26 protein-coding genes and 1 pseudogene are annotated in these 25,212 nt (G+C 59.6%); 11 read left to right on the top strand and 16 right to left on the bottom strand.

Annotated elements, in window-relative coordinates; genetic code table 11:
- Window positions 1–2,030 precede the first annotated feature (2,030 nt).
- Together ACZIRK_RS04780 and ACZIRK_RS04775 are read right to left on the bottom strand one after the other, a co-directional pair.
- Window positions 2,031–2,891 carry a DMT family transporter gene (locus ACZIRK_RS04780; protein ID WP_463327023.1) on the bottom strand — a complete coding sequence of 287 codons (861 nt, stop codon included), beginning with the start codon at window positions 2,889–2,891 and terminating at the stop codon, window positions 2,031–2,033.
- Between the two features lie 89 nt (window positions 2,892–2,980).
- The gene (locus ACZIRK_RS04775; RefSeq protein ID WP_130231770.1) at window positions 2,981–3,595 is read right to left on the bottom strand and encodes a TetR/AcrR family transcriptional regulator; all 615 of its coding nucleotides are present in this window, start codon (window positions 3,593–3,595) and stop codon (window positions 2,981–2,983) included.
- A 786-nt stretch (window positions 3,596–4,381) separates the two neighbouring features.
- Between ACZIRK_RS04775 and ACZIRK_RS04770 the strand changes: the two genes are divergently transcribed.
- On the top strand, window positions 4,382–5,785 hold the full coding sequence (locus ACZIRK_RS04770) for a tyrosine-type recombinase/integrase (protein WP_463327022.1): 1,404 nt from the start codon (window positions 4,382–4,384) through the stop codon (window positions 5,783–5,785).
- 199 nt (window positions 5,786–5,984) lie between these two features.
- Here the strand turns inward: ACZIRK_RS04770 and ACZIRK_RS04765 are convergent, their stop codons facing one another.
- Both ACZIRK_RS04765 and ACZIRK_RS04760 read right to left on the bottom strand, forming a co-directional pair.
- Window positions 5,985–6,128, bottom strand: coding sequence for a hypothetical protein (locus tag ACZIRK_RS04765; protein ID WP_463327021.1), 144 nt, complete (start codon window positions 6,126–6,128; stop codon window positions 5,985–5,987).
- A 494-nt stretch (window positions 6,129–6,622) separates the two neighbouring features.
- Window positions 6,623–6,889: a helix-turn-helix transcriptional regulator gene (locus tag ACZIRK_RS04760; protein ID WP_463327020.1), complete on the bottom strand. Its 267-nt coding sequence runs from the start codon at window positions 6,887–6,889 to the stop codon at window positions 6,623–6,625.
- 378 nt (window positions 6,890–7,267) lie between these two features.
- Between ACZIRK_RS04760 and ACZIRK_RS04755 the strand changes: the two genes are divergently transcribed.
- The 6 genes from ACZIRK_RS04755 (at window position 7,268) to ACZIRK_RS04730 (ending at window position 12,573) form a co-directional block, all read left to right on the top strand.
- Window positions 7,268–8,098, top strand: coding sequence for a hypothetical protein (locus tag ACZIRK_RS04755; protein WP_474417453.1), 831 nt, complete (start codon window positions 7,268–7,270; stop codon window positions 8,096–8,098).
- Between the two features lie 92 nt (window positions 8,099–8,190).
- Window positions 8,191–8,433 (top strand): helix-turn-helix transcriptional regulator, encoded by a 243-nt coding sequence (locus ACZIRK_RS04750; protein ID WP_463327018.1) that lies wholly within the window; start codon window positions 8,191–8,193, stop codon window positions 8,431–8,433.
- Window positions 8,434–8,523: 90 nt separating this feature from the next.
- Complete coding sequence (locus ACZIRK_RS04745) at window positions 8,524–10,989, top strand: virulence-associated E family protein (protein WP_463327017.1); 2,466 nt, start codon at window positions 8,524–8,526, stop codon at window positions 10,987–10,989.
- A 501-nt stretch (window positions 10,990–11,490) separates the two neighbouring features.
- A complete protein-coding gene (locus tag ACZIRK_RS04740; protein ID WP_463327016.1) occupies window positions 11,491–12,054 on the top strand; it encodes a hypothetical protein in 564 nt (187 codons plus the stop codon).
- Window positions 12,017–12,196 carry a hypothetical protein gene (locus tag ACZIRK_RS04735; protein ID WP_463327015.1) on the top strand — a complete coding sequence of 60 codons (180 nt, stop codon included), beginning with the start codon at window positions 12,017–12,019 and terminating at the stop codon, window positions 12,194–12,196. The genes ACZIRK_RS04740 and ACZIRK_RS04735 overlap by 38 nt, the downstream gene beginning before the upstream one ends.
- 38 nt (window positions 12,197–12,234) lie before the next feature.
- Window positions 12,235–12,573, top strand: coding sequence for a hypothetical protein (locus tag ACZIRK_RS04730; RefSeq protein ID WP_474417451.1), 339 nt, complete (start codon window positions 12,235–12,237; stop codon window positions 12,571–12,573).
- Window positions 12,574–12,624: 51 nt separating this feature from the next.
- Here the strand turns inward: ACZIRK_RS04730 and ACZIRK_RS04725 are convergent, their stop codons facing one another.
- Window positions 12,625–13,038 (bottom strand): hypothetical protein, encoded by a 414-nt coding sequence (locus tag ACZIRK_RS04725; RefSeq protein ID WP_463327013.1) that lies wholly within the window; start codon window positions 13,036–13,038, stop codon window positions 12,625–12,627.
- Between ACZIRK_RS04725 and ACZIRK_RS04720 the strand changes: the two genes are divergently transcribed.
- From ACZIRK_RS04720 to ACZIRK_RS04710, 3 genes are all read left to right on the top strand, one after another.
- Window positions 13,009–13,569, top strand: coding sequence for a hypothetical protein (locus ACZIRK_RS04720; RefSeq protein ID WP_463327012.1), 561 nt, complete (start codon window positions 13,009–13,011; stop codon window positions 13,567–13,569). The genes ACZIRK_RS04725 and ACZIRK_RS04720 overlap by 30 nt on opposite strands.
- 41 nt (window positions 13,570–13,610) lie before the next feature.
- On the top strand, window positions 13,611–13,784 hold the full coding sequence (locus tag ACZIRK_RS04715; protein ID WP_463327011.1) for a hypothetical protein: 174 nt from the start codon (window positions 13,611–13,613) through the stop codon (window positions 13,782–13,784).
- A 93-nt stretch (window positions 13,785–13,877) separates the two neighbouring features.
- Complete coding sequence (locus ACZIRK_RS04710; protein WP_474417450.1) at window positions 13,878–14,609, top strand: hypothetical protein; 732 nt, start codon at window positions 13,878–13,880, stop codon at window positions 14,607–14,609.
- 232 nt (window positions 14,610–14,841) lie between these two features.
- On the opposite strand, the gene ACZIRK_RS04705 is transcribed toward ACZIRK_RS04710, so the two are convergent.
- The 10 genes and pseudogenes from ACZIRK_RS04705 to ACZIRK_RS04660 all read right to left on the bottom strand — a co-directional run bounded on the left by ACZIRK_RS04705 (window position 14,842) and on the right by ACZIRK_RS04660 (window position 21,436).
- Window positions 14,842–15,207: a hypothetical protein gene (locus tag ACZIRK_RS04705; protein WP_474417449.1), complete on the bottom strand. Its 366-nt coding sequence runs from the start codon at window positions 15,205–15,207 to the stop codon at window positions 14,842–14,844.
- Between the two features lie 91 nt (window positions 15,208–15,298).
- Window positions 15,299–15,973, bottom strand: coding sequence for a hypothetical protein (locus tag ACZIRK_RS04700; protein ID WP_463327008.1), 675 nt, complete (start codon window positions 15,971–15,973; stop codon window positions 15,299–15,301).
- A 255-nt stretch (window positions 15,974–16,228) separates the two neighbouring features.
- Window positions 16,229–16,660 carry an ATP-dependent DNA ligase gene (locus ACZIRK_RS04695; protein ID WP_463327007.1) on the bottom strand — a complete coding sequence of 144 codons (432 nt, stop codon included), beginning with the start codon at window positions 16,658–16,660 and terminating at the stop codon, window positions 16,229–16,231.
- A gap of 36 nt (window positions 16,661–16,696) precedes the next feature.
- Window positions 16,697–17,485, bottom strand: a complete 789-nt coding sequence (locus ACZIRK_RS04690) for a hypothetical protein (RefSeq protein ID WP_463327006.1) — start codon at window positions 17,483–17,485, stop codon at window positions 16,697–16,699.
- Complete coding sequence (locus ACZIRK_RS04685; protein ID WP_463327005.1) at window positions 17,482–18,564, bottom strand: ComEC/Rec2 family competence protein; 1,083 nt, start codon at window positions 18,562–18,564, stop codon at window positions 17,482–17,484. The genes ACZIRK_RS04690 and ACZIRK_RS04685 overlap by 4 nt, the downstream gene beginning before the upstream one ends.
- A 130-nt stretch (window positions 18,565–18,694) precedes the next feature.
- Window positions 18,695–19,071 (bottom strand): annotated as a pseudogene (locus ACZIRK_RS04680) (SOS response-associated peptidase family protein); the annotation flags it as partial.
- Window positions 19,072–19,143: 72 nt separating this feature from the next.
- Window positions 19,144–19,671, bottom strand: a complete 528-nt coding sequence (locus tag ACZIRK_RS04675) for a hypothetical protein (protein WP_463327004.1) — start codon at window positions 19,669–19,671, stop codon at window positions 19,144–19,146.
- 150 nt (window positions 19,672–19,821) lie between these two features.
- Entirely contained in the window at window positions 19,822–20,436 is a 615-nt protein-coding gene (locus ACZIRK_RS04670) for a GIY-YIG nuclease family protein (RefSeq protein WP_463327003.1), read from the bottom strand.
- A 56-nt stretch (window positions 20,437–20,492) separates the two neighbouring features.
- Window positions 20,493–21,095: a DUF6680 family protein gene (locus ACZIRK_RS04665; protein ID WP_463327002.1), complete on the bottom strand. Its 603-nt coding sequence runs from the start codon at window positions 21,093–21,095 to the stop codon at window positions 20,493–20,495.
- Entirely contained in the window at window positions 21,092–21,436 is a 345-nt protein-coding gene (locus ACZIRK_RS04660) for a hypothetical protein (RefSeq protein ID WP_463327001.1), read from the bottom strand. Before ACZIRK_RS04660 ends, ACZIRK_RS04665 begins: the two co-directional genes overlap by 4 nt.
- 464 nt (window positions 21,437–21,900) lie before the next feature.
- Here ACZIRK_RS04660 and ACZIRK_RS04655 point away from each other — a divergent pair, with 464 nt between their 5' ends.
- The gene (locus ACZIRK_RS04655; RefSeq protein WP_463327000.1) at window positions 21,901–23,259 is read left to right on the top strand and encodes a pentapeptide repeat-containing protein; all 1,359 of its coding nucleotides are present in this window, start codon (window positions 21,901–21,903) and stop codon (window positions 23,257–23,259) included.
- 1,279 nt (window positions 23,260–24,538) lie between these two features.
- Here the strand turns inward: ACZIRK_RS04655 and ACZIRK_RS04650 are convergent.
- A complete protein-coding gene (locus ACZIRK_RS04650; RefSeq protein WP_130229157.1) occupies window positions 24,539–25,021 on the bottom strand; it encodes a hypothetical protein in 483 nt (160 codons plus the stop codon).
- Window positions 25,022–25,212 lie beyond the last annotated feature (191 nt).

Raw genomic sequence — 25,212 nt, 5'->3', positions numbered from 1 at the left:
AAAAAGGTCATCTCGCATGCTATCCATGGAAGCAGGACGAAAATTATGCATGGCAGTCGTATGGTTGCTGCTCGCGTCGTACTTCTCGGTAGTGGTCGGTTTCGGTCTCGGCACGGATTCTCAGCTAGGCTGCGGGCTGGCGGGTTATTCGTCTCATGTGTGGCCTTCATTGAACGACGAGATAAATGCCGTCAGAAGCTCTCTGCCTCGCTACGAATGCGTTTTCGTTTTCTTGAAGTCGTTCAATCTGCTCCTGTCAGGAGCTGCTGCCTTGGTATTCATGGCGATATTCTTACGCAATTTCCGTGTGAGTAATACCCTGTTTCGGAGATGGCCATGGCCGTTTGTAGGTTCGTTTCTGTTGGGCGTAGCTTGCTTCGTCCTTGTCCGCTACTACCCAGTCAGCAGTTTTTCCCACCAGTCGCTTCTGAGGTCGATAATGTCGCCCGTTGTTATCTATTTTTTTATGTCAATAGGTCTCTTAGGACCGTTGGTGAAGGACGAGAGTGAGTAAGCAGCAATCGGGAAATCGCATTTTGAGACACTGAGGGTCAGGTAGGCCCTCCCAAGTTCAGCAGATGCCGGCCGGATGTCCGCTTGGCCGCCAAAGCGGGATGAGGGTGAACGATGACGAAGCTGTGCAGATGATCGACAGCTCGATTTGGTCGATATCAACGCCCACGGTCTGGATCGCACTGGCAGCCGGTGAGGCCGACCGCCTTGCGCCGGCGCTCGCCGCAAACTCCGCCGTCATTGCGAGCGAAGCGAAGCAATCCATGCCTCTATCTCGGGATTTGAGGCACGGCTTGGCGCCGCGATGTGGGCCCGAAGAAGAGCTCCGTCGCCTACGCCGCTTGTGCGATCCACTGAAGTCGATATCCGCTTCGCGCCCAAAGCGATGGAATTGCTGCGCGGCAGTAAATGACGCAACGGGCCAGAATTCGACATGCAGGTCCATGCTGCGTGTACGCAGATGGCGCGATTCTGCTCAACCAAAAGCGGTTATGTGTCGATCTCCGTTCATGAAGATGAATGGAACTCGATGAGATGTTTCGCATGTTATGGCACAAGTAGCCCTTGCGCGCCGGTTTCGCCGAGCGCAGTCTTCCCGAGCGTTTCACAAGAACTTACGGAGGGTGCGACCATGCCAAGGGTCAAGCAGGCTTCGAAGCAGAAACGCGCAACCAAAGCCGCCACCGTGAAGGTGCTAGGTGCCGTCGGACTGGGTCTTTCGCTGGCGGGTAGTGCATCCGCATCCACGATGCCCGCTGCCGGTGTCCCGCAGCCTTACAATACCTCGCCAAATCAGCGCTTCTTTCTCGGCGAGGAGGAAATGGCCGACGTCAGTCTGGCCACGTTCCATCTCTTCGATAGAGAAAACTTTGGTCGCGGCGTGCAGCTGGCGCGCGGCGGCGGCTGCGGCGGTTGCGGGTGCGGCCATGGTGGCGGCGGTTGCGGCGGCGGCCGAGGTTGCGGTGGTGGCGGGTTTGGCGGCGGCCGAGGTTGCGGTGGTGCCGGATTTGTCGGCGGCGGAGGTTGCGGTGGTGGTGGATTTGCTGGCGGCCGAGGTTGCGGTGGTGGCGGGTTTGTTGGCGTCCGAGGTTGCGGTGGTGGCGGATTTGTTGGCGTCCGAGGTTGCGGTGGTGCCAGGTTTGTTGGCGTCCGAGGTTGCGGTGGCTTCCGTGGTTGCCTTGGCTTCCGTGGTTGCGGTTGCGGCGGCTGCGGGTTCAGCGTCGGGTTCTATGACGACATCGGGTTCGATGACGACATCGGGTTCGGTGGCTGGGGGTATGGTGGCTGGGGGGTTGGTGGTTGCGCGGGTTGCTGCGCATCCTGGGGGGCGTGCCGCTTGTGCTAAGTCCCACCAAGGACTCTGCCAAGCCGCGATCAGCCTCTCGCTGGTTGCGAGTTTAAGGTCGCCTTTGAAGGGTTTCGGACGCCGGCCGCCGAATATGCCGCGCCGTCAATCATGCGACCGGCATCCGAAACCCTTCACAAACCCGGAAGTCGCCACGACGCGACTTCCGGGTTCAAATCGGTCGAGCGCTCGGTCTTAATTGTGTGATAGCGACGCCGGAGATCGCGAGCAGCCCACCGACAATCAACTTTGGAGTCATGCGGTCGCCAAGGAATAACACGCTCGAAATCAAGGCGAACACCGGAAGCAGCAGACCGAAGGGTGCGACGCGGCCCATGGAGCAGCGGGCGATCAGCCAGAACCAAAGGCCAAACCCAACAATTCCTCCGATGAAAATTGTGTAGGCGAGTGCCAGCCAACCACGGTGATCCGCTGTGACAAGGCTCGCCAGTTGTCCATACTCAAGGAGCAGCGACAGCAACATGACCTGCGGCACCGTGAGCAGGGACGACCACCCCATCAACGCCAGGGGATCAAAAGGGCCGTAGCGTTTCGTCAAGACGTTGGACACCGCGAATGCGAAGGCTGATCCGACCACAAGCAGCAGCGGACGCGCATTTGCCGACAGGCCAGGCTCCGCTGCCAACACGACCACGCCGACGAATGCAAGCACCACTCCGGCGGACGTGGTGAGAGACGGCCTCTCCGCCAGTAACGGCCAGGCTAACAGCACAGTAAAGGGCGTGGCGAGCTGATATGCGACGGCCGACATGCTTCCCGAGCCGAGCCCAAGGCCAACATAGAAGAGTCCGAAGTTCAGTCCACCAAAGAAAATCGAAATAGCTGCGATCGGGCCGAGCTGTTGCCGCGTGGGCCTCTTGACGAACGGAACCAGCAGCAGCGCGATGGCCAGGAAGCGCAGTGCGAGGAAGAAGAGAGGCGGAAACTCCGTAACGCCCACCTTGATGGCCACGAACTGATAACCCCAGAGCAACGGAACGACCACCGCGCAGACGATCTGGATGGCAGACATGGGCATCTTCCTTTCAAGACCGATCAGTCTAGATATCGCTGCGCCAATAGCGGAGGCGTCGAAGGGGCGATTACCTGACGAAGGGTTGTTTACTTGATGAAGCGGTCGAGAAGAGCGTCAACGGTGGCTTGCGATGTGATCCGAGTCGGTGCCGTTTTGCCGACCACTCGCAGCCCCTCAACGAAACAGACGAGAATTCGGGCGGCACTTGAAGGCTCAACACCATCGGCCAACTTGCCCGCCGCCTTCCCGCGAGAAAGCGCATCCGCCACCCTGGCCTCCATGGCTTTGAAAAAGCTCGCGATGCGACGACCAACTTCAGCATCCTGGCCAGCCAGCTCCATGGCTGCGGCCACCAGCAGGCATCCGCGCCGACCATTGGCACCGCTGGTGCGGTCAACGTAGCCGGCAAGGTAGGCCCGCAGGCCGTCGACCGGCTCTCTGCGGGGGTCGAGTTCGATATCCATCCTTGTCAGAGCATCGGCAATGTAGCGATCAAGCGCCCGCAAGAAGAGCGAGTGCTTGTCACCGAAAGCCGCGTAAAGGCTGCCACGCGAGAGCTTTGTCGCACGAAGAAGGTCAGGGAGCGCCGTGGCGTGATAGCCGCGCGACCAGAACACACCCATCGCGCGTTCGACAGCAGCTTCCATGTCGAAACTTCGGGGGCGGCCACGGGGCAACTGTGCTGGGGTCTGGTGGCTCATTGCCAACATATAGACCAATTGGTCTTTAAATCGCAAGTGGCCGCTGTGGGTGATTTTCGACCGAGTAAGCAAACTCCGCCGTCATTCCGGGATGCGTACGAAGCGCGCGGGCCCGGAATCCATTTGGCCGCAAGCGCCTGTGGTGAAATGGATTCTATGATGTGCAATTGCACATCATAGCTCGATGCTGTCGCATCGCCCCGGAATGACTGGGGACACATCGCGCAATCCTCTCCTCCGTCATGGCCGGGGTTGACCCGGCCATCCACGTTCTCTCGGGCGCGTGGAAAGACGTGGATGCCCGGGACATCTGCGCGAAGACACGCCTCGCGCTTTTGCCCGGGCATGACGGTGTCGTATCATTCGCGCGATTTTCCTTAGGCCAATCAACGTGATTTGCCCTGTCCACCCCTCGCAGGAAAAACATTCCGCTTCCGTCGTCGGGCAAATCAGTGATTTAACTCCGCGCGTCTCACGGCCAATGAGGGGCGGCTCGCGATCGTCACGAACGTTGCGGTGAGATGCGGTGGACGTGAAGTGTGTGACTGACGAGCACGCGCAGCACGGACGGCGAAGTCGTGTGGGCTATATTTTGGCATTCGGTGAAACACGCCGAAACCAAGAAAACTCTTTAAAATAAGCACTTCTTGGCTACCCTGTAGCAGGGCGTTTCTGCGCGTTTCGCCAAATCTAGGGCCCGGCCCTAAGCCTCTCTCGACCCTCCAAGGACTGAGAGGCCCAAGGCCGAGCCCGTGGTCCCAAACCCTTCAGGAGCCTGAAACCGCAATGGATACTAGCACAACCGCCGAACCTGCCAGCAAGCGCGCGCGCAACAGCAGCACCATATTGACCGACCGCATGTGCGAAAAGCGGGTCACCAAGCGGGTCAAGATGTACGACCGCAAGTGCCCCGGCCTCTACGTCAGCATCACCACGGCTGGCGTGGCGACCTTCAATTTCAAATTCACCCATCCGACGAGCGGCAAGCAGTGCTCGCTCAAGATCGGCGAATATAACCCGGAGACCTTCGGGGTCGATGCCGCCCGCAGCAAGGTCTACGCAATGAAGGCGATGGACCCGGCCGAGCTTGTCGCGCTGCTCTCGCAGAAACAGGCCGACAAGGCCGCGCAAGGCAAGACGGTCGATGAGATCATCGCTGAGCGGGTCGCATGGATGAAGGCGCCGGTCCTCAAGGCCGATGGCGAGATGCGGCCCCGCATCGAAACATGGAGCAACGTCGAGAGCCATCTGCGGCGGTTTATCAGCCCGCGCCTCGGCAAGATGGCCGCGAGCACGGTCACCAAGCGCGATATCGCCACACTCTCGGATGATATCGTCGCTGGCCGGTATCCTGGCAGCAAGGCGTCGGTCGCCAATGCTCGCCACATGCGCCGCGCCGCCTCGGGCCTGTTCAATTGGGCCGCTGAGGCGGGCCGCGAATATGTGACCGCGAGCCCTTGCGCCAACCTGCCGCCGCTCGACAAGGAGCATGCACGCACACGGGTGCTCAACGAGCACGAGATCAGGATATTCTGGCACGGCCTCGACCGCGACGACCTGCCTTGGGATCGCAGGACGCGGCTGGCGCTCAAGTTCGAGCTGGTCACCATGCTGCGCTCGGGCGAACTGGTTCCTGCCCATCTCGACGAACTGTTTGACATCGACGGCGCATTTCCGCGCTTTGATGTCCCGGCGAAGCGGGTCAAGAAACGCCGCGCGATCCAGCAGCCGCTTTCGAGCCTTGCGGTCGAGATCATCAAGGAGGCGATGGCCGGAGAAGGCCAGCAATTCGTGTTCGAAAGCCCGGTCCACGAGGGCCAGCCGATCCACCGCACCGCGATGGCAACCGCCCTGCGGGGCACCAAGCACGAGAAGCACAAGACCAAGACGCCCGGTCTCTGCGAACTGCTGGGCTTGAAGCGCTTCACCCCGCATGATCTGCGCCGGACCGCAGCAACCCTCGCGGGCGAACTCGGGTATTCGGACGCAGCTATCGCGAAGTGCCTCGATCATGCCGTGACCAAGGATGACGGCGAGAAGATCAGCCGGGTCACCGGCATCTATAACCAGTCGAAGCGCATGCAGCAGAAGCGCGCGGTGCTTGATGGCATCGCGGCCGAGCTGCGGCGCATCATTGGCGAGCCTGCAATGAAGGCCGTTGATCACGACGAACCGCGGCTCGCGGCTTGATCAGCAGAAATGGGCTGACCGCCCATTTTAGCAGCGCCCGGTCAGTACATCGCTGGCCGGGCTTTTCTTTTGAAACACGCTGAAACGCGCCATTTGCCCGCTGGTGCGTTAGCGCGGCAGGGAGACAACTCTCCCGTCAGGTTTTTCCGTCAAGGACTTCGGTTAGCACGGACCTGTTTGGTTGTATCTCGCCATCCAACTATTCTTGCTCCTTGGCTAACGCCAGCCAAGCCTCTTCCATGCGTTTAAAGCGCTTATATGCCGCTTTCTCTTTCGCCCGCTCCGCCATCTCGGCGCAGTTCTGCGCGTTATCCCTAAATACATCGGACTGCTTCGGTTTCATTATCGCACCTATCAACAGACGAAAAAAATGGCCCCCGGCTAGGGCCATTTTGCGTTAGTCGTCCCAATAATGGTGACGCCTGATGATTACGTCACGGTCGTCATAGCGATGATACCATCCGCGATGCCAGCCACGGTCATGCCCATAGAACCCAGCACGGGGTCCGTAATAATCACGGTCGCGGTAGTAGTCTCGGTCGCTGCCGATCCGAACACTAAAACCCTGAGCGCTTGCGACTGTAGGGGCCGCAACAGCGATGGTTGCTAACGCGGCGAGAACGTAAGAAAGCCTTCTCATGGTTCGTCTCCTCTCGTTAGTTACGACTGACAAGAAAAACGAACGGTTGGCCGTGGAGTTTCGGGAACTGTGTCGGAACTTTTTTGAATGGATGTTCAGCAACCTTGCGCAACCAGCCGCCAACTGCGGCCTTACTCGTTTGCAGGACGTCCCGATAATTCAATCGGAGCGCGCCCCGACGTGCTGCGGCGGCACCCTCAGGATTTCGAGCGGCGGAGATGGTTGCGGCGGCCACGGCCCCCGCCATTGATTTCGTTCTGCCAAGCAACGAGCTCGTCCTCGAACCAGACACGCCTATTCGCGGAAATGTACGTCGACCTCGGAAACCGGCCCGCCTTCTCCATCCGGTACAGCGTGGTGCGGCTGACGGGGATGATCTCCAAGACCTGCTTTTCGCTCAGCATGCGACGAGGCGCGAATTTATCCGCGCCGCCCGCGCCAACCGCTGCTGTGCCGTCGTCCATTTCGGCTTCCCCTAATCATGCGTCTCGATCACGCGTCTCGGCGTGTGTCGCCGCTGACCACAAATTTGGAATGCCCGGCAACTCGCCGAAACACCTTGAACAACACAGCTCTTAACCTGAAGGACCGTGGGTTCGGTAATGTACGTTTGGTCCCATCTTGAGCGCGAAAAGCGGCGCACGGCGGCTGGGCAAAAGAGTGGCATTGCCCCCATGGTTCGGGGATTGTCGCCGCCGACCGGCGCGCAAAAATTTTTCAAGTTTCAGCTTGTGAAATTCGATCGGGCCGTCCGAATATGGCTGGCCGTGTCCCGCTGACGTGTGTTGGGTAGCTCACAGATGAAGCGCCGATCTGCTGCCGCTTGGGTCGAGAACAAAATCATGGGCGAGCTTGTCCCGCCCGAACTGGACTATCTCGTCAATCGGCTGAAGCTGATCAATCCGGCTGCCGATACTCTGCTCGTTGTGGAGCATGCGCGCAAAATCCATACCGCCTATCAGCTCTTGCGTGGACGGCCCGACAAGCACGGCTTCAAGATCAAGGGCGAAATCAGGCGGCGGGCAGAGCCGGTACCGGCAACACGCGGGTTGAAGGACGATCTGCAGCGTTTGCTGAAGGCGGCCCGTGGCGGCTCTGCAATGGAATGGCAAACAGCGTGGTTAGGCGTTTCCGGTGAGGCGCGTGCGGTCGTATCGCTATCTAAGGCTCCTGGCGCCACGAAGTCACAGCCACCGCCGATTATCGAGCAGAACACGGAGATCGAGGGCAGCGCGGGCACACTTGGTTTCCGGCGCGCGCAACTTGATACAAGGCATATGAAGCTGGTCAACATCAGCGGGCTCAGCGCGTTGATGCCAACTGCCAACGACAGCATTCCACGTATCGAGGCCGCCCTTGCCAAAGACGTGTTCACAAGCAAGCGCGAGATCGACAAGCTGACCTATACCTTTGTGTTGCGCGTGCGCGACGCATATCAGGCGCTTTCTGGAAAAAAAGGGCTTACGTATCAGCCGCTGATTGACAACGAAACCCTGAACCCAAAGGGCGGCTTCAAGGATGCGGGCCTGATCGCGCTGGCCGCGGACATCGACGGACACCTCGGGAGACAGGTCCTCACGCTCGCTCGCTTGCGAAAAAAAGAAACGGAAATGGGGTTCTCCGCCAAGGAGCTTGAACAGCTTAGAAAACCCTGGGGCAAGCGGACTTCCTGAGCTTTCGGCGCTCAAGCCGGGACCAAACGTACATTCGAGGCGTCGCGCTTTGCCCGGCATGGTCGCGTCATCCCCGGTCAAAGGATGACACCATGTCGAAAATTCTTACCTTCCCTGAACTCGCAGCTCACGGCATCCGGCTCGGCCGCCGTCAGATCGATCGACTGGAGGCGGCGGGCAAATTTCCGCGCCGGGTGCAGATCAGCCCGGGCCGCGTCGGTTGGCTCTCTGGAGAGATCGATGCACACGTCGCCGGCGCTATTGCTCGCCGGGCGGGCCGCATCGGCTCGAATGCTGAAGCCGCTGCCGCCCGCACGATGGGTCGCGCCGCGTAGTCCCAACGGAAAAGGGGCTCGCCCGCCACGGCTCGCCCCTCTCAAGGAATTTATCAAATGCTTGACACTGATAGCAGCGCCACTGAGGCGATGCAAGCGGATGCCGCGCAGGGTCATGGCGCGGATGCGCCCTCGCTGGAACAGGCCATCGACTTCCTGATGCTGCTGCGGCCTGACGGGCCGTGGCAGTTGTCCGCGATCAATCCGAACGTCAATAACGACATCAAGACCGTCACCGCGACTACTCCCGATCAGGCGCGCGGGTTCATCAATCGCTACGACGGCAACCACAATCTCTACTACGCACCCAATCCGGTCCGGGTCAAAGACAAGAAGGCATCGAAGACCGAAGTCAGCGCGATTGAATTTCTGCCCGGCGATCTCGACCCGGATGAGGGTGAGGCGCCCGAGGACGCGAAAGCCCGCTTTCTCGCGGCACTGACATCTTTCGAGCCCTCGCCCATGTTTGTGGTCGATAGCGGCAACGGCGTGCAGGCGCTGTGGCGTCTTAGCGAGCCGATGCCGCTGCCCGATGCGGTCATGGTCACCGATACGGATGGCAAGACCAAACCGGCTCTCTCGCCGGAAGCGCAAGCCATCGTTGATGATGTCGAAGCCCGTGCTAAGGCGGCGATGGAGAAGCTGGGCAGCGTTGCCGGGACGCAGAACATCGACCGCATCCTGCGCCTGCCCGGTACCGTCAACCTGCCGACCAAGGCGAAGGTCAAGAAGGGCCGCAAGGCGTGTCAGTCGAGCCTGCTCGCCTATAACGAACTTGCGGCGTGCAGGCTGGACGAGTTCCCGACGCCCTCATCAGGTGACACGCGGGCCGACAGCTCCGGCGGCACCACTGGCTGCGCGGGTACTGGCAACCCGGACAGTGGCGCTAGCTCAGCCAACGCCAGCATCGATTGGACCGCTGTGCAGCAGCACATCGGCTGGCTGAAGAGCGCCGATAATCTGCCTTCCGATTTCAGTGTGAGGGCCAGGTTGATCGTCAGACATTCTGGCAATCTCAAGGACCTCAATTTCGATCTGCAACAGGCCGGTGTACCGAACAAGCCGTACCGGAGCTGGAGCGAGGTGACGTTCGCGCTCGCGGCGATCTTCAAATCCGACGGCCGCTATAGCAACGAGCAAATCGCAGCGGCCTTACTGGCCGATCTGGAATGCAATCAGCACATCGCCAATCAGGCGGACAAGCGGCGCGCTATCGAGCGCGCGATCTTGCGGTCATACGCGGAGCCATCGTCCAGCATGGCGCGCAGACCCGGCGCGCCGAACTGGCGGGAACAACGCAAGGACGGTTCTCCGGTGCCGAGCATGCACAACGCGCGCCTGTCAATCACCGCACTCGGCATCGAGTGCAGCTACGATACGTTCCATAACAAGTTGCTGTTCGGCTTCCAGGGCGACAGCGTGCGGCACGCGGTCGAACACATTGTGGGCGAGGTGACAGATAACGGCATCATCGCCCTGCGGCAACTCATGTCCGACACCTTCGGGTTCGATCTAACCGACAAGCACACGCGGGACGCGGTGATCTCGCTGGCGCTGGAGCATTGCTTCGACCCCGTGGTCGATATGCTTGCGACCGCCGAAGCGGGCTGGGATGGTGTCAAGCGTTTGGACCACATGGCGGCTGATTATCTCAACTGCGAAGACACCCCGCTCAATGCCGCCTTCATCCGCAAGATGATGATCGCAGCCGTCGCGAGAGCGCGCGCTCCCGGCATCAAGTTCGACACCATCCCGGTGCTGGAAAGCGCAGAGGGCTTCAATAAGTCCACCGCCTTGCGCGTGCTCGCTGGCGACGAGAACTTCTCCGACGAAAGCGTGATCGGCAAGGCTAGCCGGGAGGTGCAGGAACAGCTTGCCGAAATCTGGATACATGAGAACGCTGATCTTGCCGGGATGAAGAAGACCGAAGTCGAGACGATCAAGGCATATGCGAGCCGGATGGTTGACATTGCGCGGCGCGCATACGACCGCTTCCCGACGAAGCAGAAGCGGCATTCAATCGAGGTCGGCACCACTAACAGCGACCGTTACTTGCAGTCGCAAACCGGCAATCGGCGGTTCTGGCCGCTGCGGGTTCTGAAATCGATTGACATCGCTAAGCTGAAACGTGATCGGCAGCAGTTGTGGGGCGAGGCTGCTCACTACCAGAGCCAGGGCGAAAGCCTTGTGCTCGATGAGAAGCTGTGGGGTGAAGCCGCCCTCGAGCAGGAAGCCCGGCGCGTCACGGACCCTTGGGAGGACATCCTTCATAACATGCCGCAGCTCACGACCTACGGCCATTGGAAGGATGGCTCGCGGCACGAAGGCACGCGAACAATCATCTATTACGACGAACACGAAGAGAAAGTGATCGGGTCGCACGTGCTGGAGTATGTCCTGGGCATCCAGCCGGGGAACCAGACCACGCAGCACACGATGCGCCTGTCTACCGTGATGAAAAAACTCGGCTGGGACCGGCCCAAGAACGGCTACGTGTCGATCCCCAGCATCGGGCGGCAGAAGGGCTACTCCCGCAAACGTGGCACAGAGAGTTGATAACAATGCACCAAGGTGAGCGACCTGAGCGCCCTGAGCGGCTACTTCCTATTTCCTCTGGGAGGCACCGCCCCAGCCTGCCTGCCCGGTGCACGGTACCGCTGGCAGCGTGTAGTGGTGCGATTGCCCAGAACTCTCTGGAGAGGTCGCTTAGGTCGCTCAGGTCGCTCTAATCCATCTCTCGCAAGGGTTACTTGAAATCATGAGGTCGCTCATTTCGGAGGAGAGGTCGCTCGGATCCAGCCCCTCCCTCAGGCCGCGCCTTGGGCGGTGTCGCTCGGCGCGCGTTGCCGAGGTCGCTCACGAGCCGAGCCCCTCACCATGGAGATGGCCTGCCTGCCAAGCTGGACGATGGGTGATCGCACCATGATCGGCGGCCTAAGCATTCGGGATGATCCGCAGGGTCCTTCCTGGGAGCAGGTCCAGGGCGGGTCGCGCGCTCGCGCATGGGTTGTGCTAATATTGAGTATAATCGAGGAGCTTTGATCGACAGGAGGCTACATGAGTGAATATGTTAGCGGAACCGCGCTCGCCGTGCATTTGGGCTGCACACGCGAGACGGTTAACGACTATGTCGCGCGAAAGATCATCAAGCGCGCGTCGAACGGCAAATATGATCAAGATGAATGCCGGTTGAAGGTGTTCGCGCATCTGCGCAGCCGCGCGGGCGGCTCGGGCGCCGACGCTCTGACGAAGGAGCGCGTGCTTCTGACCCGCGCAAAACGGAAGCGCGAGGAAATGCAGGCGGAGATCGAGGCCGGTCAGCGGATACGGCTCGATCCGGTGCGGCGTTTCCTGGAACGGGCGCTCCTGGCATTTCGCAACAGGTTGCTCAATCTGCCCGCGGAGGCTGCATTCGCGGCGGCTATGCGCCCGCAGCAGGAAGTCTACGAAATCCTCGATCAGATGGTCCGCGACAAATTGGAAGAGTTATCCGATCCGGCGACGGCTGCGGCCGACGCCGCCGCTGCGGGGCTTGAGAGCCGGAACAGCACGATCGACAGACCCAAAGAGAATGGTGACGACAATGACGACGACGAAGACGGCGCGCCTGATGCTGTCTGATGATGACGAGTACTACGGTTTTCGCATCCGTGAGGACGGCAAGGTTGAGCTGATGACCGCCGCTGAGGCGCGCACAGCGATCGCTCGCGCCCTCAATGAGGCGGTGGCAGAGGCGCTGAGGCCAGTGAGGAGGCTCCACTGATGCTCGATCGTGACCGCCTGATCGCCCTTCACCTGCAAATGCTCGCCGAGCTGGACTGGACGCCGCCGACCTGCCACTGGGTTCATGCCTACGCTGCAGGAGACGCGATCGGGACCGACGAGGCGGCTTATATCGCAGATTGCTCCCCGCAAACGATCCGCCGCCGCGCAGCCGAAGCAGAGGCTGCAGGCAATCCAATCGGGGTTTGGTTCGCGCAGTCGGTCTGGTTGATCTCAAAGCAATTGCTCCTTGACGACATCGAGCGGCGCGACGGTCGTCATGGTCGCAACGCCGCGATTTCGCGCGCGGAAAAATATGCGGCTTTGAACCCGCCGCGCCAAAATTCCACGCACGATGGACGCGCCGCGCCAGGCTGACGCCTACGCATCCAGGTAGCGTCGTCGTACAATCACTGAATGAAACTCCCATCATTCCGTAAAAGCACAATGCAAAATTATGAAAGCAACGTCGCCGCGCTGGAAAAGCGCGGCGAACAGCTCGCCATCAAGCGCCTCAAGGCGCAGAATACCTTGGACAAAGCAACCAAGGCCCGGCAAGACGCGCTCTTGTCTGGTGATCTGAATGATCAGCGTTCGATCGACAGGTTGCAGGGCGAGGTTGACTCGGCAATGTCGGCCCTGGCGGGTATTGAGGATGCGCTCGCCATTCTGGCGCAGCAGAAAACGGAAGCGGAAAATCAGCTCATTGCTGAGCGCGAGAGCATCGCGCGCGCGAAGGCCTCGGAAGAGATCGCTGCCGCAGCCGCCGACATCGAGCGTCGCTGCGACCCGATGCTGGGAGCAATGCGCAAAGTGTCCGATGCCCTCACCGCGATCGATCATCTGAGTTTCGAGGTCGGGCAGCTCGGCAAGTATCTGTCCAGCGTGGCAGGTGAAGCCGAGATCGCGCTCGCATTCGTGCTGCCCGAGCTTCGCCGTTTGGCGCAAGCTGTCAAGGATGGCTCCGCGCCGATCCGGTCGCCGAAGCTGCCGCCCGAACCCCTCCCGCCTATCGAGCCACCGCCGACGATGACCGTTTTCATGATGCGGTCGGCGAAGTACCGCGACCATGACGGCAGGACGCAGCTCGTTGGGCAGTACACCGATGCATCGATGCCGGTGGCTACTGCACAGCGCGCCTTGCGCTCTGGCGCTGCTACGACAACCGCTGATCCACGCCGTGCCCAGCTTCGCGGCGCGCGCGGCGCCGACTTCAACTTCAAGGCGCCTGATGTTGTCGATCTGAACGCTCTCGAACCGGCCAAGGTGCAGGACATCGGAGCCGACAACGATCCGATTGCTTCGGCGGATTTCCGAACCATCGATCGCAGCGCGGAGGCGTTCACGCTCGAGATCGCAGTGCCACGGTCGTGATCATGAAAGCTGCACCTCCGGGCTGGGAGCCTCACAAGATCATGACGCGCATCGACGGCTGGATCGGCGTCGCAGATCGCATCCCGGCGGCCGTTGCCGAGATGATCGCGCGGGCCATGCCGCCGCTCGGCGATAGCTCTGTTGCCGAGATCAAGGCGCGCATGTGCGTGCGCCAACGGATGGTCGAGCGCATGTTGAGGCTCCGCCATGACTAATAGTTTCCCGGCGCGGGCAACGCGCCGGTCACGCAGTCCGTCGCCGCCGCGCCTCGTTCGCGTCACGCGGCGGGCAGCTACAGGGGTTTGTTGATGACCGATCAAGTCGCGGAATTTGACGACGAACATGACCCGTATCTTGAGCATCTCGCCAAGCTCGGCCGCACGGAGGATGACGATCTGAGGATCAGCATTCACGAAAGCGGTCACGCGATTGCCGCCCGACTGCTCGGGCAGCCGCTTGGCGGCGCGACCATTGATCCCGACCGGAACGGCAAATATGGTGGCCTCGTCTGGGGTCCGAGCCACAGCGTTGCCTTCGGGCGGGATGACAGCGCCGACGACGTGCCCGAGCTTTGCGACAAGCTGCGCACTTTGATGCCGCAAGACGGCGAACCTCGCGCTGATGCGGCCGATGTGTATCTGCACGCACTTGATCGGTGCATCGAACTTGCCGCGGCTGCGGTCGCCGAGCGCATGCTTCTGCCGGGGGAACCTGTGCCTTCCGTCAGCGATGTTGAACAAGCGGTTGGGCTGGCGTCATTGTGCTGCCGGTCAGCGGAAGCAGTCGAGCGTTTTCTGGCTTTTGCTGAGCAGCAGGCACACGATTTGATCTACCCGCATGCGCCGATCATCATGAGCTTGGCGCTTGTGCTGCGCATTCGGCGCACGTTGACCGGCGAGGAGATCGATAAGGTGATCGCGACCACCCACTCTCGCGTTGTACTCGCAGCCGAACGGGAGCGCCGCCGTGACTGGGAGCGGCGGCTTGAGAACGCCAAAGCGTTCAAATGTGAAATGACCATAGACATCAACAGGGGATGATATACCTCACCGTCCGCGGCCGGTCTCGGGTCGGAGCGGACATTATGTTCCGGTTTGTGAGGTAAGTCTCAGTTTGACCCAAACCGGCCGTGTTATGCCACCCGGGGGAGCGGCACGTTGTCCGGCGATCAGGTCGATGAAATCATTTCGGCTTGCGTCGCGCGCCTTTCCTTGGCCGCCGAGCATGAGCGGAGGCGTCTCTGGCGCGAGATCAAAGCCCGCGCCGATAACCTCACCGAACAGTGTCGTGTTGCCTGACGATCCCAACGAGTTCGAACAGATACTCAGTCACTTCGCCGACCGGCTTGCCGATGCGCCCGGCGTTGCGCGGCTTGCTCGCCTTCGGACGGCCAAGCGCGTTCCTGACGCGCTGCTGGAGCATCTGGCGGCGCTGATCGTGCAGCTCGACGACGTGCAACTCGTCGGTAACGACATCTTCATTCATCTCATCGAGATCGGCTACTGCGATGCTCGTTACGCCGACGCGACTGCGTTCGCATCCGCGCTTGGGAAGCGGCTGCAGCGCTATATCGACAATCCTCTCGCTGCGGGTGATGCGCGCGGCGATTTTTCGCGAGCGGGTGGGGTTGTGGCACATGGCGCTGAGCCGCGCGGGCGAACTGTGCCGCTGCCCTGCTGTCGTATTGACGCGCGAGCCGCTGAAGGCTCACTAGGAAATCTCACAAAATTCATTTCCTCGCGACAATCGCCGCGAGATCGCTTAATGATCCGAACTTGATCCCGTAGTCTGACGCGAGCCATTGCCGGTTATCAGCGTCCAAGATCGCGGCGTCGCCGCGACTTGCTTCACCAGCCGCCACGTCCTGCGTACAAAACAAGTCGTTGGCATACCCATAATGGGCGGCGATGCTGTCTGCATCGGACCACTCCGCGACGGCGCGAGCAACTTCCCGTTCTTCGTAAATATCCTTTGCTTTGCCCAGCACTCTATACCAAGGTTCGTTCGGCGCCCTAGCAGCCCAGCGCCTTGCAATTGCCAATACCCTCGGATGTCCAACTCCCCGGGCCTCAATCGCCCGCGCAAGGGTGACGAAGTTATCGTACCTCGCGGTGAGAACCTCATCAGCTTCAGATGCGTAGAAATCACCCTCAACTCTGGGCATTCCGATCCGGGGAGCGGCGAGCAAGCGAAAGCCGAACTTAAAAGCCTCAGCGAACCGCTCGGCTTGCTTGACATGGATTGGCTTACGTGCGGGCTGCTCAGGGGTCAGGGTGAGTTCAAACGTATCATCTGAAACTTGCTCGGTCTGGCTTCGAAGGTTAGTTGTGCCAAAGACCGACGCACGATCGTCTTTCCCGATCCCTTCGAGTATGATGATGGTTTCGCTGATGAAACCGAGCACTTCGCCCGCCTCAAGGCCTCATGGATGGCCACATATTCCGAGCTGCGAGGGTCTTTGGGGTAGACGGTCGGGCGAACGACCTTGTCGAAAGCATTGGTGTCAAATGTGACGCGTAATGTCATTTTACAAACTCCGTTCCGTGGCGGGATGTGTCGTATTCTTCACCTTGACCCAGTCCCTCGACCGCCGAGCCTGATAGGGCCGGTCCCGGCGCTTCGACACCAACAACCCCTCCAGACCCATGCGGCACGCGGCTCAGGATAGCTCTGGCCCGATCTCGCCTTGCTCGAACGGGTTGATGAAGATGCCGTCCGGTCGCCCGCGCAACAGCCGGTAGAGATTCGTCTTGCGCATCGACAGCGGCAGGCCGCGCAGATCGTCCCCATCGACAGCCAGCAGATCGAAGGCGCAGAGCTGGACTTCGGCATTCTGCTTGCCGGAATGCAGCCCGTTGAAATCAGAGATGCCATCGACGCCGAGCACCACGGCCTCGCCATCGACGACGAACTGTTTCACGCGGTTCTTGCGAGCTGCCTCGACAATCCACGGGTATCGGTCCGCCCAGTTACAGCCGCCTCGGGTGATCAGGCGCACGCGATCGCCGTCGCGCTCCAAGCGGAGGCGGTAGCCGTCGTATGGGACGATGGTGAACTTGGTGGGCAGGCAGAAGTCGAAGGTGCGGCGCATGCGGCCAATATAGTCATTGGGGCGAATAGTGCGAGGTCATGTCTTTCTTTTCGCCGTTTTTGGGCGCGTCGGGGTCGCCGACCCCGTCGCGGCTTTATTGAGCGTCTCAATAGAGAGAAGCAGTTGTCGTGCATAAAGACGCGCCGCTTGGAATACTCCCCGCTCATTTACAAAGAAAGCGAGATAAAGGGCATGCAGGACAGCGACCCCGATTACAGTGATGAGTGCCTGATCGAACCGACGCGTCAGAGCGATCGGAAAGCGCAGCCAGAGCATAGCGCCACAGAAGATCACGATGAGAGCATTCAGGTACAGGGCGGGCACCCGCAGACCAAGAAGATTGCGATGGAAGCCGTAGTTGATGTTCTCGCTAAGGACGAGCGGAAACTTCTTGGTGTCCCGTGTATTCTCGCGCAACCAGTCGCCCCCGCGCTTGTAGAAGCCGTCTGCCGCAGTGGGGTCCGTTTTCTCCTGCTCTGGTGTGGGCGCAGCCTCGTTGAGCTTCTGTGCGAGGAAAGCGTGCATCTTCGCTTTGGTGATAGCGTCGAATGTGGCGTCGCCGTACCGGAGCGTCACGATGCTGGGCATGCCGCCCATCCTCTCGTAGATGCCCGGCTCGATCGCCTTGCCACGTTGACGGGCAATGTTGTTGAATACTGAGAACAGTGCTGTGAGGCCGACCGTCGCGACGAGTTGGGTGAAATTGAATGAGGTCCACGAGATTAGGATCGCGGCGAGCGCGAATGCGGGTGCGCCCGCAACGATCGCCGGGATCAGGCGCGCGCGCAGCGCGTACGTGTCCGGCATTGTCACGTTGATCTTCATTTCTCCACCTTCGTGCGGAAAGGCTCGGCCTCAACTGAAGACCAGCCGGGGCGATGTGGACAGTTATACGGCATGCGGAGAGCGTTGTTCCGCATGGTGAACATCGGATAGCCGCGCCGCTTAAAGGCATTGATCACTTGACCTCGCGGATAGTCGAGCTTCTTCCTGCCGACCGAAGCCATAGACGTACCGCGCCTCGGACCATTCTCACCTTGGATGGGACCGAGCCATGCATTGAGCACGTCGGGCGTGACGTTGTGCCGACTACCGTGATGTGGCACCTGAACGAAATCTGGGTGTTGCAGGCCTAGGCGCGCCGCATAGTTCACGGCCTCGATGAGGGCGATCGGCCCTGCGTCGCCAGTCAGCAAGATGTTCTTGCCTTCGATGGTGCCGTACTGAATGACTGAGGACTCATTGGAATACGACGTGGGCGGTTGTGGATCATTCGAGAGCGTCTCGATGTTCCATCGCTCATCGATGTATTCCTGCACGGCTTTCTTCGCCTCGGTCAAGAGCCCGCCAAGAAAGGAGTTTTGCGTTGGCGGCGGCGTGTATGCCTTCGGAGTTTTCTCAATGAAGGGGATCATCTGCACGTAGCGCTCGCGGGACGGCGCGAGTACGATGAACGGGCCGATCTTCGCCCCCTGAAACACGTTGTTTATTTGCGGGCGCGGGTTCTTTTTGGCGGCGACGTTCTCGATGTCGATTAGGTATGGGTGAAGGTCGCGCATTTTCTTGTAGAGACCTTCCTCGCCGAAGTTCTTGTGGAAGTGCTGGATGGTCTCGCGGACAAAGAGCCATGGCCTATTCATCCAAATTTGCCCGACTGGGAAGTGCTCGATCACCTTGGCGAGGCCGGTCGCGTGATCGTCGTCGGCATGCGTCAACACAACGTTGCCGATCGTGACGCCGCGCCCATAGTTCTGCTCGATGTGATTGATGATTGTGTCGGCCGTGTCGGCATAGCCGCCATCAATAACGTGTATCTGGTAGCCCTGCTGGACATTGCCGAACCGAACGCAAATGGCGTCACCGTGGTCGTCACCGCAGGGCAGAAATTCTATTTCGATCGACATTCCTGCAACTCCTCAGCCGAGTAATGTCGAGACCTTTCAACCTCCCATCGAACTCGGTCAAGGTGAACAGAGGCGAAAATTGGGGATTTCGACGGCTTTGTGGCCGTGCAGGACCCGCGCGGACGAGGTCTAGGGCGCTCTGATGTGCCGCGGTCGCCGTTGAACGTGGCCCAGATGCCAGCGAAGGCGAACAGCGGCCGGTCATCGTTGAGCCCGAACCAAACGACGTCCTTTTTCTTCGTCTCTGGGGTCGACTCTGGCGCGTACTCAGCGAAGCTATTAGCCGGGGACCAAGCACCGGCTTTCTGGCTTCAGCCAGCCTCGCCAGTGCGGCGAGGACGTGTTGCGGATGTTGGTGACCGGCGGGCCGCCGGTGCGCGGTGGCGGCGGCATGCCCCACCGCATCAGGGTCATCTCGGTGCCGGTATCGGTGTTGCGGATCACCGGTGCAGGATAGTCGGGAAACACGCCCGGCATCGGAGCGAGGTTGCCGACGTAGCGATTGATCACCCGAAACAGGTTGATGATCGCGGCTTGGTTGGTGGTGATGCTATAGAGATTGCAACATGTCGGCGACGATTACGTATTCTGGTGGAGGTTGTGATCCAGTCTCATGTTGAATGAGCCCGGCTCTTTTTGTGCTTCGTCGGACAGCGTCTTATAAATGGCGGAGTAGAGCTTACGAAGAAGCTCGTTGGTATCGATCAGAAGATCGCCCAACAAGGTAATCCCCTCATCGAAAACCGAATGGATCAGCACGAACCCCTTTCCATCCTCATCGTTTTCGTCGTGAGGTATCTTGATTGTCTTTGTCGTCATTCGCATCAGTTCGCGATCCGAATGAGCAATGATCTTGTTGCGCATCCGCATGAGCCGCCGATGCAACGCCGTCTCTTGCTCGCTTAACTTCGCCCTCGCCATTTTCAATGTCAGAGGGGGAACGCCGCCATCAGACTGCGAGAACGGCCTACCGTACGCAGTGATCAACGTGGTTTCGAAACAGCGAAAGCGCCGCAGCTCAATTCGTGAATATCGATCGTCTGGATCACACTCGTAAAGAAACTCACACGCGCTCAAGGCGAGTTGCAGGTCGCCAAGCGAATACAAGAGACGAATTCGACGACGCTCAACGCTCAGCCGCCTTAGTTCTGTGGGTGAGAGGCCTACTTCTCTAGTTTTTCGAATTGTCAATTTGCCTGTGCTCTTGTGACCGTGTGAGAGGTCTTCGCCGCACCCGATACGGGCTGGCTACATAATTCAGTCACCCTTATCTTCGATTTCCCGTCTCAGGTCATCCAGACGCTTGCCTTGGTACATCCACGCCCATGGACCGGAAACAGCAGGCCAATCGTCGCCGAGCGCATTGTGTGCCTGAAGTGCCGCGTCCGACAGCGAGGTGACATCGCCCAGATAGTCCACCTTGTTGCCGTCATCGATGGTCGTGCAAATAATCTTCGGATCCTTAGCAAGTTGAAGTTCGGTACCCGGCGCAACTCCTATCATTGAGAGGCGGAAGCGGCTTCGGCGCTTGGCTGCTTCCACTTCGGCCTTGATTTCATTGGTTTCAAATATCTCGTCCCCAAGCCTCACCTCGCGGATTTCGGCCAGCGAGAGGGCGGCCTTTGCGCGTTCAGGAGCCAGTCGAAAGAACTCCCGGCCCTTACTTATACGGTGATCCCCAAAGGCATCATGGAGCTTGCTCTCAACAGAAACGCAATCGGTCACTTCGCAAGCGTAAAACAGTTCAAATGGCAGCGGCACGCCAGTCGCATACAATTGCTTAATTCGTGCGGCCAATTCGCCGTTAGTACAGCCAATCTTGATCAAACCTGGCATGGCTTCGTTTGTCAGAATGTATACGATGTCAACCATGTGGACCTTTCGCTTAGGAGACGACGGCCATCGTCAAAGATTGTCCATGGCTGTTCTCAGCGGTGCGTCGAAGGCGGTGGCGGGAATTTATTTGCCGGGGGCCTGGGCTGGAATTGGGTGATTGGCATTGGTCGCTTGCCCTGCAGTAGCTCCAATGCGAATTGTCGCATAGCATTCTGTTCGGCTTCGATGTTGACCCAAGCCTGCGGAGCGTAAGAGTATTTCGCAAGCTCACGCTTATCGAGCGCGAAGCCCAGATGCTTCCCAAGCGCAAACATCATCTCATTGAAGGCGTCGTCGCGCTCGTCAACGAAATGGCGAATAGCTTCGTTTGATGATCCCGGCGGCAATGGCGGGATCCCTAGGTTATCGATGTACTTCTTGTAAGCGGTGATCACCGTATCATCGTCGTGAAATTCAGTCTGGATCACATTGAGCGCGGTGACGTGATCAGCCGAAAGCGTTACCCGCCGCGTCCTCATGAGCGCGTGGAACGTATCGTATTTCCTGCGGCGCTTCTCCCGCTTCTCCTCAAAGCGAAGCGTAATCTGGACGGCCACGATCGGGCCGACGACAATCGCAATGGCTGTAATGATAAGGATTGCGACGTTGAGCCAATCCTTGAATTGCATGCACCAGAAGCCGTCAGGGCAATTCATGACGGCAAATCCTTGACCTTCTCAAACTTCGCATTCACAGGTCCAAGTGGCGTCTCGATTGTTATGACGCGGCCATCAGCAAAATCGGCTGGAAGCGTGAGCTTCACCGAGACCCTAGTCGGAGCACCGCTAGTTGACGCTCCAGTGATAAGCGAGGCTCCGGCAGGAAGCACATATTCGACGACCCCTTCGAGACTGCCGTCTGGCTTGTTTTGATAGGAGCCGTCGTATTGCATCGTGGCGACATCGACACCGACGAGCATTCCGTCGCCGATATAGAAAAGGCCAATGCTTTGACCTGCGACGCCCGTGAAGTAGGCGACGTAAAGCGCCTTCGCCATGTGAATTAGTCCCCCAATTCCCCGCTAAACCTGCAGCCCGTGGCTCCCTAGCACAGTAAATTGTGTGACCGTAGGCCCTCGCGCCCTAGATGCACCGATATTTTGGTGTCAGACAGGGGGCAGATGAGGCGGTGAGCTGCCGAACACCAACCCCAACATCAGGTTTAGAAGCCGCTTCTAAACCTCACGGGTCGCGATCGCGCGCCCAAGGCGCGCCGCCATCGCACTCACCGCGGCCCCTCCGATTTTTGTACCGATCCGCAATGCAATTCGGGAAATCGCTCGGGCAAATATCTTGAAAGGGGGCCGCCGTTGCGCGTATCCCCCATGGGCCCCGGCTGGGGAGGACCCCAACGGCGAAAGGGTCAGTTCCCTTGGCGCGCCTCGCGTCATCGCCGCATCACGCGGAGGGTTGCACAGCACCTTAATCGGACCGACTATCCGAAACGGACAGGGGTGCTGTGATGGCGAACGACGAGCACGTCGCGATACTCAAGCAGGGGGGTGACGCGTGGAACGAGTGGTATCTCGCGAACCAAGACACTCGTCCCGACCTTAGGGGCGCGGACCTCAGCGAGGCGGATCTCAGCGAGTTGCACCTCCACGACGTGAACTTCATGGGAGCGAACCTCAGCCGCGCGAACCTCAAGGGGGCCGGCCTCGGCGGGGCGTACCTCGTCCGAGCGAAGCTCAGCGGGGCGAACCTCAGCGGGGCGCACCTCGACCGGGCGATCCTCTTGGAGGCGAACCTCTTGGAGACGAACCTCAGCGGCGCGAGGCTCGAGGAGGTGAACCTCATCGAGGCGAACCTCAGCGGGGCGGACCTTAGCGGGGCGAAGCTCAACGGGGCGATCCTCCGCGAGGCGAACCTCAACGGGGCGATCCTCAACGGGGCGACCCTATTTCAGGCGAACCTTGCGGGGGCGAAGCTCATTGAGGCGAAGCTCATCCAGGCGAACCTCAGTGGGGCGATGCTCCGGCGGACGAACCTCAACGGGGCGATCCTCAACGGGGCGGACTTCAGCATGACAGACCTCACCGGGGCGGACTTCACCAATGCAAATCTCCGCAAGGCAATCTTCGGCGGGGCGAACCTCAGGGGGGCGATCCTCACCAATGCAAATCTCCGCGGGGCGTATCTCAAGCATGCCATCCTCGTGGAAACGATCCTTAGGGGCGCCGATCTCAGAGAATGCCACATCTACGGCATATCCGCATGGAACCTCGAATTGGAGGGTACTAAGCAGCAGAACTTGGTAATCACACATCAGGACGAACCCGAAATCACCGTCGACAATATCGAGGTCGCGCAGTTTATCTACCTCATGCTTCACAACGTGAAAATTCGCGACGTGATTGACACTATTACCTCCAAGGCGGTGCTGATCCTCGGTCGCTTCACCGCTGAGCGTAAATTAGTTCTCGACGCAATCCGCGAGGAGTTGCGACTGCGCGGCTATCTTCCGATCCTTTTTGATTTCGATAAGCCAGCCAATCGGGATGTCACGGAAACTATTTCCCTCCTGGCACGCATGGCGCGCTTCGTTGTGGCGGATATCACTGATGCTAGGTCCATCCCACAAGAACTCAATGTCATCGTGCCAGATTTGCCCTCCGTTCCGGTACAACCTCTCCTACTGAGAGAGAGCCGTGAGTATGGGATGTTTGAGCACTATGCGCGTTATCCTTGGGTGTTGCCGCTCTATCGGTATGAGGCACCGGATGAACTCATCGCTGCACTCGGCGAGCATGTGATTGAGCCTGCTGAGCGTAAGGCATCGGAGTTGCGTTCAGGAGCCAGACCAATTCCACCAACAGTCTAGTTCACGCACCGGCGTGCTCTGCGCCACTGCCGATCGCGAGCTTCGTCTGGGACGTGCGCGCGAACCTTCAGGGGCGCTCTGTGGCGCGCGTCTGCCCCGTCGCGCATCAGCGTCATGCCCCAGCCCGTGAACGCGAGCGCGTCCCTGCGTGTCCCTCGCGAAGGGAACCCTGCGAAGGGACACTATTGAGACACCCGATTTGGGTTCCTTGACAATTCAAGGTCAGCCGCAGCATCCATTCTTCGACGGGTCGTTGTAGCTTGGAATGTCATGGTAGTGCATCAATGGCTGAGGCCCTGCGTAGGCCCGCGCTGGAAGGCTGATGTGCTGCGGCGCTGTGCGGACGTGGTGATGCTCCGTGGCGAAGGCCATCGGGGCTGTCGCTAACACCGACAAAAAAGTTGCCGCGGCGAAAACTGAAAGACGAGACATTTGGACACTCCTTTGTTTGCGTTGAGCAACGATTGCGGAGTGAACTGAAGTGGAACTTAAGGGCCTGAGATCAGCCCCTGAATGCCAGACAGTCCTTATTACCGTCTGGCATCCATTTTTATTCCCGCTGCTTGCGAGTTTCTTCTATCGCCATCAAGCGCCTTGGCGTTTTCAGACAGCCAAGACCGTAAGCGGCCGACGTTTCGTAATCCCATAGACATTCGTAGCAAGGACGCGCGCACGGTGCGTCCTTAGGCTTTCAGGACGAAGCGCGCCAGCGCACAGGGTGTGAAACTAGGGCCTATCGGGGCCCAGCCGGTTTCGGCGGCCCTTTCGTCGGCCCCAGCAGAGATCAGAAAATGCCTTTATTTTCCGGCGCTTCCGCCGTTTTCAACAGGCCGAAAAAGCCACTAGACTTCAAGTCGTGTGGTCCTGGCGCCCCGACGCTGGCGCTAAGTGCGCGAGCAGCAAGAGCTGCCGCGGACGACGGTGGCAAGAAAGCCCGGTCACCGAGGAGAGCACGAAGGAAACCGTAACACCATCGCGCAGGGAAAGCCGGAATGCTTCGGTTGACCTGTGGTCCTACCCCCGTGCTTTTTGTTGCACGGGACCCACGGGTGCAGCCGGCACCCGGCTTTCCCTGCGCCCTCTGATATCGAGGAGGGTGAAACGAGACGCAAAGCTCGGGCGCAAAACGCCGCGAGAATGCGGACTCGCATCCTCACTGCTGTTTGAAATCAAACGTAGGATGGGTAGAGCGCAGCGAAACCCATCATTCGTGCCGCCGTCGCCGAAGCTGATGGGTTTCGCTGCGCTCTGCCCATCCTACGGAATTGCTGTTTGACATTCAAATCAGAACTCTCCGCTCGTCATTGCAAGCGCCAGCGACTTGAGCCCTCATATTGCTGATCGGCCAACCGGCGCGATGAAGCCGCGCATCGAAGGCATGAAGGTCGCCGGCGGCGGCGCTGACGTTGTTGTCACCCCATACGCTTGACCAGCTTCCGTTCGGAGTCAGTCTTGCCAATTGCGTTGGCCACGACTTGCTCTTGGCGTTGGACGCGAGTTCGTTGCTGGCGGCACCCTGGCCGGCGACCGTTGAATCGCCGAGACAGCCGATGATCGCATTGGCGTCTCCGCGCTGCTGCGCCACCGATGCTTTCTGCCAATTGGGGAGGTTGGAGCCGGTAAAATTGTAGAAGCCGGTAGGCAGCGGATTGCCGGGGGGCAGTACCTCGCCATAGGCCGGCGTCAGTAGACCAGTCCGCCTCGAAAGTTGCATACAGGCCGCCAGCGCCGCCGCGCCTGCAATGAACTCGCGTCGCCGCATCAATAGCTTCCCCGCGCAATCGCCAGGGCCTTCAAGAACGCGCGTAGCCTGCCCATTGCCATTCCTGCGTTTGTAGGCACATGAAAGACACTGCTATACTTCTTCCGTAAATCTACGGATGGGGTCTGCCGTAGTTGCGTGCGGCGAATTTGGGGATTTAGCTTTGGCTTGACCGGGCCAGGCTAAAGCAT

The organism is Bradyrhizobium sp. Leo114 (assembly GCF_055229415.2).
The sequence above is the reverse complement of the archived record's forward strand: the minus strand, read 5'-3'. Positions and strand labels throughout refer to the sequence as shown.